Below are 15281 nucleotides of genomic sequence, written 5' to 3'. Positions count from 1 at the left end.
ATCTACAATAGGATATGGCAGATCCCAAGGACGTCACTGCGACGAAGCTCCTTCGCCGCGACTTCAACCGCCAACGCATCGACTTGACCCATGCGGACCTCCGGGTCACGCACGGAGTCGCCTACATTCGCGGAACGATCGCCGCGGACAAGGGATCCGAAAATACGGATCTCAGGGCCGTGATCGAACGGATCGGAAACGGCCTTCGCCAAAAGGGCGTGATCCACGACTTCATCATGGATTGCCGGTTCAAGCTCTAGGCTATCGTTGAGGGGCCCGGATGGGAGTGAGTCCCAAGATCGCGCCGGCCTCGCCCACGAGGTAGAAGCTCCCGGTCACGACCACCAGGCCTTCCCTGCCCGCGTCCTGGGCGGCGGCGGTAAGCGCTTCCGCGACCGAAGCGTGTTCCTTTGGATGCAAATCCGGCAGGGCAGAGCCGACTTCGCGCATCGGCAGCGCGCGGTGAAAGTCGATCGGTGCCAGGTGAACGGTGCCCACCTGCGCCAAGAGGGGACGCACGAACTCGTTCGGAGCGTGGCCGCGGGTCATCGCCAGCACCAACGCCACCTTTCGCCCCGGATAGCGCATCGCCAAACCTTCGGCCAGCGTCTGGGCAGCATCGCGATTGTGCGCCCCGTCGAGCAGGACTTCCACCCCTTCCCACTCCGACGACTGCATTCGACCCGGCAGCGTCGCCGCGGCGGCCCCCTCGCGCACGGCATCTTCGTCGAGCGGAAACTCGGCAGCCACCAACGAAGCGATGGCGACGGCAAGGTTGTGGGGCGCCCGGGCGCCGCGCAAGCCGGGCCGAAGGCCAGACAGGCGGTGACCTTGGCTCCAGACGGTCCACTCGTCGGAGCCGCTCGGCTCCAAGCCGTACTCCTTTCCGTACCGCCAGTGGGGAGCGCGCCTCCGCCGAGCCTCCTCGGCGATCACGGAGAGTGCCGGCTCCGACATCTCGCCGCTCACGACGGGGCGCAGGGCCTTGATGATCCCCGCCTTCTCATGGGCGATGGCCTCGATCGTATCGCCCAGGATGTTCGTGTGGTCCAATCCGATGCTGACGATCGAGGCCACCGTGCCCTCCACGACGTTCGTCGCGTCGAGCCGGCCCCCAAGCCCCACCTCGAGCGCGACCCATTCGCATCGCTCCTCGCGCCAGTGAAGCAAGCCCGCAGCGGTCTTCACCTCGAACTCCGTCACCCCCCCGAACTCCGTGTCGACCAGGGATTCTCCAGCCGGAATCAACGTCTCGATTCGGCTGGCGAACGTTGCGCGATCGATCTTTTCACGGCCGACCGTGATGCGCTCGCAAGGATCGAAGACGTAGGGGCTGTAATACCCCCCGACGCGCACCCCGTGAGCCGCGACAATGGACTCGAGAAACGCAGTGACGGAGCCCTTTCCGTTGGTACCCGCCACGTGGAGGAAACGCGGCGCGAGGGACCCGCGCACGGCGGACTCCAACTGCGCCCGACGCACGAACTCTTCCATGCGGTCCAGGCCCATGCGCCAGCCGCGCGGCGCGAGGGAGTCGAGATACGCAAGGGCCTCGTCGAAGGTCATCATGGATTCGCGGGCGAAGGCACGAGCCCGGATTCGCCGATCCGGCGCGCCGCCTCTCGGAAGCGCTCGCCGTCCCGGTCCCCCGCCAAGGTGAGCGACATGCGCACGTAGCCTTCGCCGTGGGGGCCGTAGCCGTTCCCCGGGATGGCGAGCACGTGCGCCCGCTTGAGGAGCTCCGCGCAGAACTCCGTGCTGGTCATGTCCGGCCTCGGCAGACGCGCCCACACGTAAAACGTCGCCTTGGGCTTGACAACGTGCCATCCGAGCGCGTTGAGCCCGTCGCACAGGAAGTCCCGCCGCCGCTCGTACGTTCGGAGCGTTTCGCCGTTGTCCACGTCGAGCAAGGCATGGGCACCCGCCTCGGCGATCGCCGGAAACTGCTTGCTGTCCAGGTTCGACTTGAGGCGCTGGAGCGTCGTCACCGCGTCCGAGTTCCCCAGGGCAAAGCCCAGGCGCCACCCGGTCATGTTGAACATCTTGCTGAGCGAGTGGAACTCGACCGCGACCTCCTTGGCCCCATCGATCTGCAGCACCGAGGGGTTTCTGAAGCCGTCGTACGTCACCGTCGCGTACGCCATGTCGTTGACCAGGAGCACGTCGTGTTCGCGGCAGAAGCGCACCAGGTCTTCATAGAAGCCGCGAGTGGCCACGGCACCGGTCGGGTTGTGCGGATAGCACACGTAGAACAGCTTCGCTCGGCGCGCGACCTCCGTGGGTATCGCGTTCAAATCGGGAAGGAAGCCGTTGGCCTCGAGGAGCGGCGTCTCGTAGACGTCGCCTCCCGCCATCTGGGTGTTGACCTTGTACACCGTGTACCCGGGATCCGGGGTGATCGCCAGGTCCCCGGGATCGACGTAGGCCCACGCGAGGTGGGCGAGCCCCTCCTTCGACCCGATGAGCTGGACGACCTCCTCCCGGGGATCGATCCGAACGCCGAATTCGCGCTCGTACCAGGTGGCGGCAGCTTCGAGGAAAGGAGTCCAGCCGCGCGCCGTCTCGTCGTACCGGTGCGTCGCCGGGTTGTCGACGGCGCGCTTGAGCGCCTCCACCACACCGGTCGGCGTGGGGATGTCGGGATCCCCGATGCCCAGATCGATCACGTCCGCCCCTTGGGCGATGGCCTCCCGCTTGAGCCTCGCGATCTCGGCAAAGAGGTACGGCGGGATGAGATCGAGGCGCTTGGCGGGTGCGGGCATGCGCACGATTCTACCGGGAGGGCGCATAGGTACACTCTCGCGGGTCGGGGCGTGGCGCAGTTTGGTAGCGCGGTTGCTTTGGGAGCAACAGGTCGCAGGTTCGAATCCTGTCGCCCCGACCAGAAATTCCGATGGGGCCGAACCCTGGCCCGCTCCCTGCGTCTTTCCTTCCATGCTGGCTTGGATCGCCTCCCTTGTCGTTGCGCCCGTCTCCGGTGCGATTTGCCCGGTTTCCGGGGCGCCCCTGCCTCCGAATGCGCCGACGGTCGATGCCGGCGGCGTCCGCATCCGATTCTGCTGCGCGGATTGCAAAGCCAAATTCAAATCCGACCCCGAAGGCGTCGCCGAACAGGCCGTGAAGGCCGGCCGCACCGTTGGAACCAGCCTCTTCGACCCGGTCTCCGGACATCGGCTGACCGCTTCCCTCGCCCGTGGAGGCTGGGCCGAGCGAAACGGTGTCCGCTACGCCTTCGAAAACGCAAGCAACCGGACGGCGTTTCTCGCCTCTCCCGAGCGGTACGACGCGCCCAAGTCCGAGTGCCTCTACTGCCCCGTGATGAAAGTGGACTTGGCAAACTACTACGGGACCGGTGGGTTCGTGAACGTGGACGACGTCAGGATCTACGTGTGCTGCGATGGGTGCTTCGGCACCCTGAAGCGATCGCCCGGCACCTACGCGGCGGTCGGCAAGCAGAGAGCCGCAGCCCCCAAGGTGTTCGACGTGCCTGCTGCGCTGGCCAAGATCACCTGGCCGCCGCAGGACTCGAACTGACGCCCATCGCCCGCTGCCAGGCGGCCCCTGCTAGTCGAGGAAGTACCGCAGGTTCGTGACCGCGATGCCCTCGCGCTGGCCGAGGGCGAGCTTGAGCTGGATCGCGACGTTCTCTTGGAGCAGCTTGTGGATCCACTTGCGCGGCACCGCCTCGGACACGATGACCGTCACCATCCGGTTCGGGTCCTCGTCCCTCGCTTCGTCCACGTACTCCAAGATCGGTTTGATCAGGGAGCGGAACGGCGAACCGAGGACGACGAGAGGTACGCCCCGGCCAAGACGCTCCCAGTCGTCCCTCAGCGTCGGCACGTTCTTCTCGTCAAGGGTCACGTGGATCGCGCGGCACTCGCCGTGGCAGGAGAGTGCGTAATCCAGCGCTTCCTGCACGCCCCGATGCACTCGGGGAACGAGGACGAGCACCAGGTTCTTGCGGGCGCCAAGCTCGGCAGGCTTCGTGGTTTCGAGCTGGCGGGCGATCGATTCATACCTCTGTTTCACCGCGCGAAGGGAGACGAAGAGCACGGCGAGCAGGATCACGACGATCCAGGCCCCTTCCATGAACTTGGTCACGAGAATCACCAACGTGACCAAGGCCGTGACGATACCCCCTGTTCCGCTCACGAGGGCGCCGCGCATCCATTTCGGATCCGTACTCCGACGGCGGGACCAGTAGCGGAGCATCCCCAACTGCGAGAGCGTGAACGCGGTGAAGACGCCGACCGCGTAGAGCGGGAGGAGATGGTCCAGGTTGCCGTGGAAGTGCCAAACGAGCGTTCCGGCCAGCACGGCCAGGAGAATGATGCCGTTCTGGAACACGAGGCGGTCGCCCTGGCGCGCCATCGCACGGGGCAAGAACCCATCGCGAGCCAGAAAACTGCCGAGACGTGGGAAGTCGGCAAACGCCGTGTTGGCCGCGAGGACGAGGATGGCGGCCGTCGCAAACTGGAGCACGTAGAACAGGGCCGAATCCGCACCGAAGACGTGGATCGCGAGTTGCGAAACGAGCGTCCGGTACTCGGGATTCGCGGTGCTGTGCAGGGTGATTTCAGGCAAGAACCGCGAGAGATAGCCGGTCCCGATGAACAGCCCCACGAGCAGGAAGGCCATGATCCGCAAAGTTCGAATCGCATTCTGCGGAGCGGGATCGCGAAATGCCGCAACTCCGTCGCTCACCGCCTCGATGCCGGTGAGGGCGGTGCACCCCGCCGCAAACGAGCGAAGAATGACAAAAAGGAAGGGCAAGCTGGCCGCAGAGCCCAACATGTTCGGATCGGCAAAGACGACCTGAGGCGGGGGCGCGGTTCCGAGGGACTGCACGACGCCCGTCACGAGCATCGTTCCCATGGCGAGAATGAACCCATAGGTGGGAAGCGCAAACGCGGCACCCGATTCGCGCACGCCCCGCAGGTTCGCCCAAGCGACCCCTCCGATGAACAACAGACTCATGGGGACCAACAGGTTGTGCAGCGAAGGGTAAGCCGAGACGATCGCCGCAACACCCGCCGACACAGACACCGCGACCGTCAGGACGTAGTCGATCAGCAGCGCGCCGCCGGCGATGAGCCCCACCGTCTCGCCGAAGTTGTCGCTCGCCACGATGTACGAACCTCCGCCATGCGGATACGCCCGAATCGTCTGCGAGTACGAGATCGTGACGATGACGATCAGCGCGGCCACCGCGGCCGCGATCGGCAGTTGGTCGTGGATCGCCGCCAGTCCGTACAGCACGAGCACGCTGAGGATCGCTTCCGTCGCGTACGCCACCGAACTCAGCGCGTCGGAGGCGAAGACGGGAAGTCCGAGCAACGGCGACAGGCGTTCGTGATGCGCCTGCGATGAATGGATCGGCGCGCCGAAGAGTATTCGGCGAAGGCGCTTGAGCGCGGCCCAGAGCGAGAAATCTTTCATCGATGCCGATTCGGGCCAGCGCTGGCGCGACGGCTCGGGCTGCGCTGCCAACGAGACCGCCGACAATCATATCGCATCGGCCGCCTCCGTTGCGACGGCCCTCCCACCACCGACTCAATCGTCATCGTCGATCCGTTCGTATCGATCCTCCGGGAACGGCCTTTCCGGAAACACCGACTGCCACGCGGCCCGGGTGACGGTCTCCGGATCGGCCACGTCCATCTCGGACCAGTCCAGCTCCCCGCAGGCGAGCGCAAGCCGTCTCGCGGTGCCCTCCAACTCGCTTGGCGCCTTGTTCATCTCGTCCAGGGGAACGATATTGGCCGCATGGTCGTACGGCGTGTCGTTCGGAGTGGACGCGAAGCAGGCGGAGAGCGGTGTGGCCGTCCGGTCGAATCGATTGAGGGCCGGGAACCCGAGCACCAGCCCGATGGTCCGCACGAAGGACGCGTGGTCATAGGTCTCGCTCACCACCGCTCCCCTTCTCGTGTAGGGCGAGATACAAAACGCCGGGATGCGATGCCCGTCGACGTGGTCGAGACCCAACTGCGTGTCGTCCTCCACCACGAGGATGAGCGTCTCGGCCCAGAACTTCGAGTGCGTGAGACCCTCCACGATGCGACCGAGCGCCAGGTCGTTGTCGGCCACCTGCGCCCGCGGGGTCGGGTAGCCCGCCCGGGTGCCGGTCGTATGGTCATTCGGCAAGAGCATCACGCACAGGTCGGGCATGGCGCCTTCGGACTCCCACCGCTTGAGGTCGCCAAGAAACTGGTCGGCCCGCCACTGGTCGGACACGACGGTGGGAAAGCCGATGTAGTGGGGGTGAAGCAGCGGCTTGAGCGCCGCATTGTCCGTGTCGGACGTGATCTCGTAGTTCTTCGACCCCGTCCGGTAGTCGTTCCACAGCTCCGTCCATGTCCCCGACTTCCCCGTTTCCCGATGGGCGATCTTCGGCTTGTTCACGAACTCCCCGAAGACGCGCACCCGTTTCCCCGCGCGCACCGCGGCGGTCCACAGGAATCCTGCCGGCGAGTAGGCCAGCGGGTCCCCTCCGTCGTACGGATAGCTGCGCGCGTAGGCGCTGTAGTTCTGCTCGCTGTACGCGTTGGCCACCGACGAAGACGTCCATTGATGGCCGTCCGCGGAGTTGGTTCCGCTTGCGTAGGCGTTGTCCAAGAGAACGAACTCGTCGGCGAGCTTGTGGTGGTTGGGGGAGACGTCCTTTCCGAACATGCACAGGCTGGGATCCCCGCGTCCCCTGGGCACATCCCCCAACAAGGAGTCGTAAGACAGGTTTTCCTTGATGATGTACACCACGTGCCGAAACACCGAGGGTTCGCCCACGCGCTCGGGCACGGGTCGGGGCGCCTGTCCGGGCCGGGGGGCGGTCTCCCGGTTCCACCGGTTGTTGTCGGCGACTTGCCCCGACAACAACTTGAGGTCGCTCCAGTCGGCATCGTCCAACACCTGCACAACCCCCACGCTGTCGTGCGGTCCCCACTTGTTCGCCCGATCCTCCCTGCGGGATCCGATGCCCTTGGAACACGCGACCACCATCGCTCCGTCACGGCGCGCCAAACCGATCGGATACCACGCGGTCGGCACGAAACCGCGCACGCGGATCGAACGCCCGAAGTCGGCGACGAGAACCGCGTTGAGTCCGCCGCAGGCCACGAAGAGCGTCTTGCCATCCGAAGACAGCGCCACGTCCGTGGGCATTTGGCCGAATCCGGGATCGGTCGGAGGCCGAACAGAAACGGTCTGCGTCACCTCTCCCCGATCCACATCGAGAACCGAAATCGTGTCGGAGTCGGAATCCGCGACCACCAGGGTCTTGCCGTCCCCCGTGAAGGCCGCTCCGGACGGCTGGCGTCCTACCGGGATCTCGCGCGCGGTCCACGCCGCCGTGTCCACCAGCGAGATCGAACCTCCTTGCGAGGCATCGGTGCGGGGGTCCACTTTGACGTTGGTTCCCGCGCTGTCGGCCGAGGCCTCCCCGGCCGCCGCAACGGCTCCCGCGCGGTTGGACACCGCCACCCACCTTCCATCGCTCGAGACGCGCACGTGGTACGGCGCGACCCCCGTGGCCACCACGCGCTGGACGCTCCCCGTCGCCGGGTCCATGTCAACCAGGGCGTTTCGGATCCCGAGAGCGACGTAGAGGTGGCCGGGACTCCAGGCCAAACCGTTGACCTGCGGATTGCCGGACTTGGGGCCGCTGAGATCCGCCTCCGGCGGCGCGTCGACCTTCCACTCGGCCGTCTTCGTCCACTTCCCACCCACTTGACCCAATGTGGCGACCTTGCCGTCGCCCATCGAGGCGTAAAGTGTCGCGCCATCGCCCGACCAGGCCAGGCCGAGCCCGGCCGTGTTGAGGGCGATGTCGCCCTGGGGCTCGCCGTTCGAGGCAAAAACGCGCACGCGGCCGGTGCAGAGCGCGGCGAACACGCCGTCGCCTCGGATCTCGACCTGTTTGGGACGCGTTCCCTGCAACTCGATCCAGCTTCCAACCTTCGTCAGCCGCTGGTGTGTGGGAACCCAAACCGAGCCATCCGCTTGCTTGCCCGGGGTGGGCTGGCCCACTTGAAGCACCCAACCGGTCGCCAGCGCCGCAAGTCCCGCCAATACGAAGAGCCACGTCCTACGCATGGGCCCCTATTTGCCGCCGAAGCGGCAACTCCTCCCACTCACCGGTTTTCGCCGCCGCCGTGCAACCCCTTCCACGCCTCTCGGTAGCGGGCGGCCCTCGGATTCTCGGACCAGTGCGGAACCTGCGTGGAATCGGCGAGCGCCATCAGGCCCAACGCCACCATGCGATCCACCACAGCCATGTTTTCGAAGTCGACCTTGTCCCAATGGTCCGACACCTTGTGGTAGTCCGGAAAGATGAAGGTCGTGCAGAGGGTGTGCGCGGGAACTCCAGCGTCCGCCAGCGCTTGATTGTCGCTCCTTCCAAAGAACGCATCGCTGTTGACCGGGTGCTTCTGCACCTCCACTCCCACCTTCTCGCCAGCTGCTCGAAACACTTGACCGAGATCCGAGTAGTCGAAGCCCGTCATGCTCACGGCTTTGAGCCGGGGCCCCTCCGTATCGTCTGTACGGCCGACGTGCTCGAGGTTCACCATTGCCACCATCTTGTCGAGCGGGAACGGGGGGTGCTGGGCGAAGTACCGGGACCCGAGCAGACCCCGCTCTTCGCCGTAGTACGTCACGAAAACAATGGATCGCTTGGGATGGGTCTTCGCAAGGGCCCACGCCAGTTCGATCACGCTGACCGTGCCGCTGCCGTCGTCGTTCGCGCCGTTGAAGATCGTGTCGCCCTCCCCGGTCGCACGCATGCCTAGATGATCGTAATGCGCGCTCACCAGTACGCACGTGTCCTTCAACGCGGGGTCCGTGCCTCGAAGAATGCCCACCACGTTCCGGGCCTTCCCCGGCTCCGAAGACCCCCGAACCGAGACTTCGGCGGTCTGGAAGTAGCCGTCATCGCCGCCAGGTTCGAGACCGGCTCGGCGGAACTGGGCGGCGATGTACTCCGCGGCAAGGTCGAGCCCGCGGGATGGGGTTCCCCGACCCTCCAACAAGTCAGACGCGATGAACGAGAGGTGGCCGCGAAGCGAGTTGGCATCGACGCGATCCAGGACGGCCTGACGCGCCGGCGTCAGCGTCGTATCCCAAGCTGCGGATTGGGCGGCAGCCCACGAAGCACCAAGAACGATCGCGGCGGCGGCAAGGGTTTGGCGAATCATGCACCTTCATACCTCCAAGAACCGCCCGCGGCGTCGCCCATCGACAAAAAAGGGCCCCCAGCTTGCGCGCCGAGGGCCCCCAACGCTACTGGCCGTCGTCGAACTTGAAGGCCTTTCCCAGCATGCCTTCCCACTGTTTCCGTTGTCCGTCGGTCAAGACGGCAAGGAGCTTCTTGCCGGTCTCTTCGCGCATCTTCGCCATCTCCTCGGGGTCCACGCCGCCGCTTTGGCGCATGTCCCGCATGGCCTGCTGCTGCTCCTGGTTGATGCTCTGGATGGACTCCTTCTGGGCGTCTGAGAGTTTCAGCTTCTCGGCGACGTCCTGACGCGCCAACGCGGAAGGACCGCTCCTCTGCAGTTCGAGCTCTTGGAAGCGCTGGAACTGCTTGGCGTCCAGGATGCCCTTGATCGCCTCCATCATCTGGGCGCGGGCTTCGGCGTTCTGGCCGCGCGCTTGTCCGCCGCCCTGTCCCGCTCCTTGGCCCCGAGTTTGACCGGCGCCTTGCCCGCGGCCCTGTCCCGCGGGGAGCTTTGCGTTGATCGACTCGATCTGCGTCGCGGAGAGGTTCAGCTCTTTCTGGACGTCGGCGCGGCGCAGCAGCGCGGCACCGCCTCCCCGTTGGCCGCCTCGTCCCCCACCCTGCCCTTGCGCGAGGAGCGCGGGCACCAGGACGAACACCATGGCTGTGGTTGCCCACAATCGAACATTCATTTGTTATCCTCCGAAATGGCCTCCAACCGACCACCTACGGAAGCAATAACGCAAAACTGCCGGCAGAGATCAGCCGATTTCTCGAAGAATTCGCGATTTCTCGCTTGATCGGCGCCGACGCCCCAACGCGGCCATACCCAGGGCGAGGGCCGCCAGCGTGGCCGGCTCCGGAACGGCTTGGACGTTGTCGATCCCCAACTGGCCGACCACGGACGTGCCCTGGGCCGACGGACCGCCCGGATCGTGCCGGAACATCATCCGCCCCACGTCCGTGATCGTCTGGGCGTAGGTGGCGCTGCCTGCAACCGAAACCAGACTCGCAGAATCCAGGTCGAAGGCCACATGCTGCCAACCCGATCCCGGCGCGAGCACCACCGCGTTGGCCGAGGTGAAGCGCGAGGTGGGCGCGTTGAACCGGAACAGGACGATCCTCATCTCGAGCGTCGTGTTGCCCATGTTGAGCAGGTCCGCCTCGACGCGCGTGACACCGGCGGCCTGAAAATCGCCCGACCACTGGTTGTCGTTGAATGTGGCGATGCGACTCCCCGAGCCGCCACCTCCCGTCGCGGTCAGCCGCAGGAACCGGTCCCCGGCGCCCAATGGGCCTCCATCGGGGATGTTCGTGGGACTCGCGCCCCCCGACCAGTTCATGGTGGTTCCATCTTGAAACGTGTCGATCTGTCCCGCGACAACCTGGGCTTGGGCCCCTGCGGCGCACAGAATGGCCGCAACAAAGGGTGCCAGACGCACGGGTGCACTTGCTCTCCAAATCATGGTGCAAGTATATCAACTTTGAGCCGTCAGGCACCCTGAGGACGCGCCACGACGATGCCGGTCCACGAGCGGCTGGCTGCGACCAGCTCGACGATCGGGCGATCGAGGACGACCTTGCCCTGGCTGGAGGAGGCGTGCATCAGCCGCGCCCCGGCCCCGTCTCCGGCACACAAGCCCGTGTGCGCGCAATCCAAACCCTCCACGCCCGTGACCAATCCGAAGATGTCGCCGGAGCGGAACGCGCCGGCGGCCTTGGGGACCGCTTCCTTTGGAATCCAAGAACGATCCGCCTCGCTGAGAGCCCGTTCCGAGTCGCGGATGGCGTCGAACACGGCCGGATCGGCCAGCGCCGGATACCGGTCCCGGTGACCGCTCATGAAGCCGATCTTCTTTGTCCATGGCTCGGCACCGGGCATGGTGCGCGTCGCATCGGCGACCAAACCTCTGGCGGCGTTCGTCAAGATCCAATCCGAGGTGTAGTGCAGACGCGACGCGTAGCCTTCGGCGGCGCCGCGCCGATAGCGGGTCGCGGCCACTTCGGCAACGAGGGCGTCCCAAGAGGGCCGTTCCAACACCAGCACGCGCGCCAAGGCCAGTGACGTCTCGAAGAACGTCACGCAGTCCAATCCGTCGAGAAGGACCGTACACTCCTCCTTGCCCGGGCTGCGGTCGAGGGTTCCCCCCACGTACGGCGTCCCGAGGAACTCCTTGCCGATGGCCACCACGCGCCGACCCAGCGGAAGCCGCGACCAGCCGCGCTCCCTTCCCCGTTCCACGAGCGAATCGAACTCCACCTTGGCACCTCTCGCCAGGGAGGCCGTCGGCCCGAGCGATGCCAGGGCGCCCATCCCCACCAGGAATTGCCGCCTGTTCAGCCTGGGTCCTCCACAAGGGTTCCTTCGACGACGGCGCCCCGGCTCCTGCTTCGCCTCAGAACCGAATCTCGATCGGCGCGACGAGCTTGAAGATGACGCTGGGCCGGAACGTCCGCGCATTGGGGTCCCCGAGAATGAAGTAGTACTCGTTGCCGCGGTTCCCGCTGCGGCGGTAGGCGAGGTAGAAGTTCGTGTCGCCCCGTTGCGTGATCAGCCGCCCACTGACCGCATCGACCTTGTTGAGCTCGTAGTTTGCGCTGACGATCAGCAGCTCCTGCGTGTCGAAGTGCTCCACCCGCTGGTACCTGGCCTGAATCTGAAAGCCCTTCAACGGCCGAAGCGAAACGCTCGGCGCCAAGCTCCGGTACGCCTTGCCCGCGAACTCGCCCCACAGGTAATCGACCTGCCAATGTTGGTACGGATTGCCCCGCGGCCGTTCGACACTCACGAACTGATACCGATCGGTCGACCCACCAAACTTCGATTCGCCGTATCCGAAGTCGATGTCCGTCTGATCGCGCAGGGTCAGCGAGCCCTCGAACGACCCCCCGCGGCGGTAGAGGCCGCCTCCGTGAGCGTTCAAGTCCTCGTAATGCACCTCGAGTCCGGACTCCATCAAGGGCCCGTGGGGAATCGGCCGCACGTAACCCACGTTGGCGCCGAAGCCCCGGTAGCCTCGTTCGGGAGCGAAACCCAGCCGCGGAAGGAAGTTCGCGTCGATCGTGGTGTACTCGAGGGCGCCGTTCCATCCGTTCGCTTGGTAGATCAGGCCGCTGTTGAAGCGGCCCGCTTCGCCCGCCTGCGTGTCGTCCGTGGAGGAGAGTTGGGCGAAAGCCGAGACGGGCCCACGCCCGACGGTCCCGCCCAAGAAGGTCGCGGTGTTGGATCCTCCCTCGACGTCGAGCTGGGAGACCGCCGCAGTCACCGAGCTTTGGCCGTCGAAATTGTAGCCGAGGTTCGTGGCGAAGGCGTTCTCGTGTCCGAAATCCGCCGTGTTCAGCACCGCGAAGGTGGTGCGTGGCGAGAGCCTGCCGTACGCCTTCGCGCCAGCGTCGAACGAGCCGATCCTCTGGCTTGCGAAAACAGAAGCGTCCCGGGAGGTTTGGAAGTACTCCTGGCCTTCGAGGAAGAACGGGCGGCTCTCCCCGGCCAGCCGCTCGAAGTGGCTGAAGTCGAGGCTGAGGACCTGGTTCTCGACGTTTCGAAAGTCGGGGTTGATCGTTCCGACGATCTGCATGTCCGACGTGATGCTGCTCTTGAAGTCAAGCCCGGCATTCAGGATCGTGCCCTCGTCGCGATCGGTCCCCGCATAGCCGTAGGGGAGGAGTTTGATGGTTCTCCCCGTGTCCGACTTGGGAATCTCGACCCCGGTCCATCGTCCGAAGTTCTCGATCTTCCCACCCGAGATGTCGTTCCAGAGGTACAGGCGCTGCTCGCGGTGCAGATAGCGACCGACCGAGAACCGGGCCGTTCGCTTTCCGGCGGAGGGCAGGCTCATCACGCCCCAGGGAATGCGCGCCTCGCACTCCCACCCGTCCGTTGTGATCCTGCCGTGCGCTTCCATTTCGCCCAACCACTCGCGCTTGGCCGCTCGACCACCGGCGATCTGGAGGTTCGTCGCGCCGTTCGGGTTCACCCAGAATTTGTTCAGCTCGCCCAAGGTCCCGTACGGATCGATCGCGAAGATGACGAAGTCGTCGCCGGGGAAACTGACGTTGGCCCGAGTCTCCACCGCCTGGATCGAATCGGGCTTGCGGTCCCCGAGTCTGGCGGAGACGTAGATGTACTGATCGTCGTAGCCGACCCAGAAACGCATCGGCTCGGGGGCCGGCCTCCCGGTCTCCTCGTCAAAACCGCCCGATCCGCTGGCCGCTCCGTTCCACTCCTCCGGTTGGATCACACCGTCGATATTGGGGGGCTGATCCAGCCGGATCGCCGGAAGAGCCTCCTGTGACCAACTGGAGGACGCCACCAAACCCAAAAACAGAAGACCAAGAAGTTTCACGAGCCGTATGGTGACGCCTCATCGCACTGTTTCATCCCCCGCCGGGCACTCCGACCCATAGCGACCGAACCGATAGGGTCTCTTGGCCCCCAAGGAGTCGGTAATCTTACGTCCCCATGGACCCCCTTCCGACGCACGTGGACCTGACCGACGCCGAGCATCGGGCCAATCGCGAGGCGATGGACGCCACACTCGCCGAGTTTCGGGATCGAATCCAACACGCCCGGCGCGGAGGGGGAGATCGCGCGATCGCCAAGCACAAGGACCGTGGAAAGATGCTCGCCCGCGAACGGATCGAGGCTCTCGTCGACCCAGGCTCCGCGTTCCTCGAGTTCAGCGCGCTTGCCGCCAACGGCATGTACGAAGGCGACGCTCCAGGCGCCGGGATCGTGACCGGGATTGGGCGCGTCCAGGGAAGGGAGTGCGCGATCGTGGCGAACGACGCGACGGTGAAAGGGGGCACCTACTTCCCCATCACGGTCAAGAAACACATCCGACTCCAGGAGATCGCCCTCGAGAACCACCTGCCCTGCCTCTATCTGGTGGACTCTGGCGGCGCGTTTCTGCCGCTTCAAAGCGAAGTGTTCCCCGACCGCGACCACTTCGGCCGAATCTTCTACAACCAGGCCGTGATGAGTTCGCTCGGCATCGCGCAGATCGCGGCGGTCATGGGCTCCTGCACCGCAGGAGGCGCCTACGTCCCCGCGATGAGCGACGAGGCGGTGATCGTCAAGGGCGAGGGCACGATCTTTCTGGGCGGCCCTCCGCTCGTCAAGGCCGCGACCGGCGAGGAGGTGAGCGCGGAAGACCTCGGTGGCGCGGACGTGCACACGCGCATCAGCGGCGTGGCCGACCACTTCGCGGAGGACGACGCCCACGCGATCGAGATCCTGCGGAACATCGTCGAGTCTCTCGGGCCCCGCCCAACCAAGACTCCGCCCGAGCCCGCCGAAGACCCGCTGTACGACCCGTCCGAACTCTATTCGCTGGTCCCCACGGACTCGAAGCACCCCATGGCCATGCGTGAGGTGATCGCCCGAGTGGTGGACGGCTCGCGCTTCCAGGAGTTCAAGCGAAACTTCGGAACGACCTTGATCTGTGGGTTCGCGCGCTTCCATGGGCATCTGGCGGGAGTGCTCGCCAACGACGGCATCTTGTTCAGCGAGTCCGCGCAAAAGGGCGCGCACTTCATCGAGTTGTGCTGCCAGCGCGGCATTCCTCTCGTGTTCCTGCAAGACATCACCGGCTTCATGGTGGGCCGCAAAGTGGAGAACGAGGGCATCGCCAAGCACGGCGCAAAGCTCGTGACCGCCGTGAGCACCGCCAACGTGCCGAAGTTCACGGTCGTCGTTGGAGGTTCGTACGGCGCAGGGAACTATGGGATGTGCGGCCGGGCGTTCGGTCCGCGGCAGTTGTGGATGTGGCCCAACGCGAGAATCAGCGTGATGGGCGGCGAGCAGGCGGCGAACGTGCTGCTCACCGTCAAGCTCGATCAGCTTGCCGCGCGCGGCGAAACGATGACCGAGGAGGAGCAAGCGGCGTTCAAGGCGCCCATCCTGGCCTCGTACGCCGAGGAGTCCTCGTGCTACTACGCGACGGCGCGCCTGTGGGACGACGGCGTGATCGACCCAGTGGACACGCGGCGCGTCCTTGCCTTGGGCATCGAGGCGGCCCAAAACGCCCCCTCCCGCCCCCCGCGGTTCGGCCTGTTCCGCATGTGACCG

General features: G+C 65.5%; 11 protein-coding genes, 1 tRNA gene and 1 pseudogene. 4 read left to right on the top strand and 9 right to left on the bottom strand.

Going from position 1 to position 15281, the window contains the following annotated elements:
• Positions 1 to 14: 14 nt before the first annotated feature.
• Positions 15 to 260: a hypothetical protein gene (locus M9921_00495; protein MCO5295312.1), complete on the top strand. Its 246-nt coding sequence runs from the start codon at positions 15 to 17 to the stop codon at positions 258 to 260.
• A 1-nt stretch (position 261) separates the two neighbouring features.
• Here M9921_00495 and M9921_00490 read toward each other — a convergent pair whose 3' ends face one another.
• Both M9921_00490 and M9921_00485 read right to left on the bottom strand, forming a co-directional pair.
• On the bottom strand, positions 262 to 1569 hold the full coding sequence (locus tag M9921_00490) for a bifunctional folylpolyglutamate synthase/dihydrofolate synthase (GenBank protein ID MCO5295311.1): 1308 nt from the start codon (positions 1567 to 1569) through the stop codon (positions 262 to 264).
• Positions 1566 to 2762, bottom strand: a complete 1197-nt coding sequence (locus M9921_00485; protein MCO5295310.1) for an LL-diaminopimelate aminotransferase — start codon at positions 2760 to 2762, stop codon at positions 1566 to 1568. Before M9921_00485 ends, M9921_00490 begins: the two co-directional genes overlap by 4 nt.
• Positions 2763 to 2807: 45 nt before the next feature.
• On the opposite strand from M9921_00485, the gene M9921_00480 reads away from it, so the two are divergent.
• Positions 2808 to 2884, top strand: a tRNA-Pro gene (locus M9921_00480).
• 50 nt (positions 2885 to 2934) lie between these two features.
• A complete protein-coding gene (locus M9921_00475) occupies positions 2935 to 3534 on the top strand; it encodes a hypothetical protein (protein MCO5295309.1) in 600 nt (199 codons plus the stop codon).
• A gap of 30 nt (positions 3535 to 3564) precedes the next feature.
• Here M9921_00475 and M9921_00470 read toward each other — a convergent pair whose 3' ends face one another.
• The 7 genes from M9921_00470 to M9921_00440 form a co-directional block, all read right to left on the bottom strand.
• A complete protein-coding gene (locus tag M9921_00470; GenBank protein ID MCO5295308.1) occupies positions 3565 to 5442 on the bottom strand; it encodes an APC family permease in 1878 nt (625 codons plus the stop codon).
• Between the two features lie 114 nt (positions 5443 to 5556).
• Complete coding sequence (locus M9921_00465) at positions 5557 to 8091, bottom strand: hypothetical protein (GenBank protein MCO5295307.1); 2535 nt, start codon at positions 8089 to 8091, stop codon at positions 5557 to 5559.
• 38 nt (positions 8092 to 8129) lie between these two features.
• Complete coding sequence (locus M9921_00460) at positions 8130 to 9191, bottom strand: M28 family peptidase (protein MCO5295306.1); 1062 nt, start codon at positions 9189 to 9191, stop codon at positions 8130 to 8132.
• An 85-nt stretch (positions 9192 to 9276) separates the two neighbouring features.
• Positions 9277 to 9903, bottom strand: a complete 627-nt coding sequence (locus tag M9921_00455) for a hypothetical protein (protein ID MCO5295305.1) — start codon at positions 9901 to 9903, stop codon at positions 9277 to 9279.
• A gap of 69 nt (positions 9904 to 9972) precedes the next feature.
• Positions 9973 to 10677 (bottom strand): PEP-CTERM sorting domain-containing protein, encoded by a 705-nt coding sequence (locus M9921_00450; protein MCO5295304.1) that lies wholly within the window; start codon positions 10675 to 10677, stop codon positions 9973 to 9975.
• 26 nt (positions 10678 to 10703) lie between these two features.
• The gene (locus M9921_00445; GenBank protein MCO5295303.1) at positions 10704 to 11471 is read right to left on the bottom strand and encodes a DUF1460 domain-containing protein; all 768 of its coding nucleotides are present in this window, start codon (positions 11469 to 11471) and stop codon (positions 10704 to 10706) included.
• 136 nt (positions 11472 to 11607) lie between these two features.
• On the bottom strand, positions 11608 to 13557 hold the full coding sequence (locus M9921_00440) for a DUF5916 domain-containing protein (protein MCO5295302.1): 1950 nt from the start codon (positions 13555 to 13557) through the stop codon (positions 11608 to 11610).
• A 230-nt stretch (positions 13558 to 13787) separates the two neighbouring features.
• Here M9921_00440 and M9921_00435 point away from each other — a divergent pair.
• Positions 13788 to 15278 (top strand): annotated as a pseudogene (locus M9921_00435) (hypothetical protein).
• The last annotated feature ends 3 nt before the right edge of the window (positions 15279 to 15281 follow it).

The sequence above is a fragment of the Fimbriimonadaceae bacterium genome (genome assembly GCA_023957775.1).
Classification (GTDB): domain Bacteria; phylum Armatimonadota; class Fimbriimonadia; order Fimbriimonadales; family Fimbriimonadaceae; genus JAMLGR01.
The sequence above is the reverse complement of the archived record's forward strand: the minus strand, read 5'-3'. Positions and strand labels throughout refer to the sequence as shown.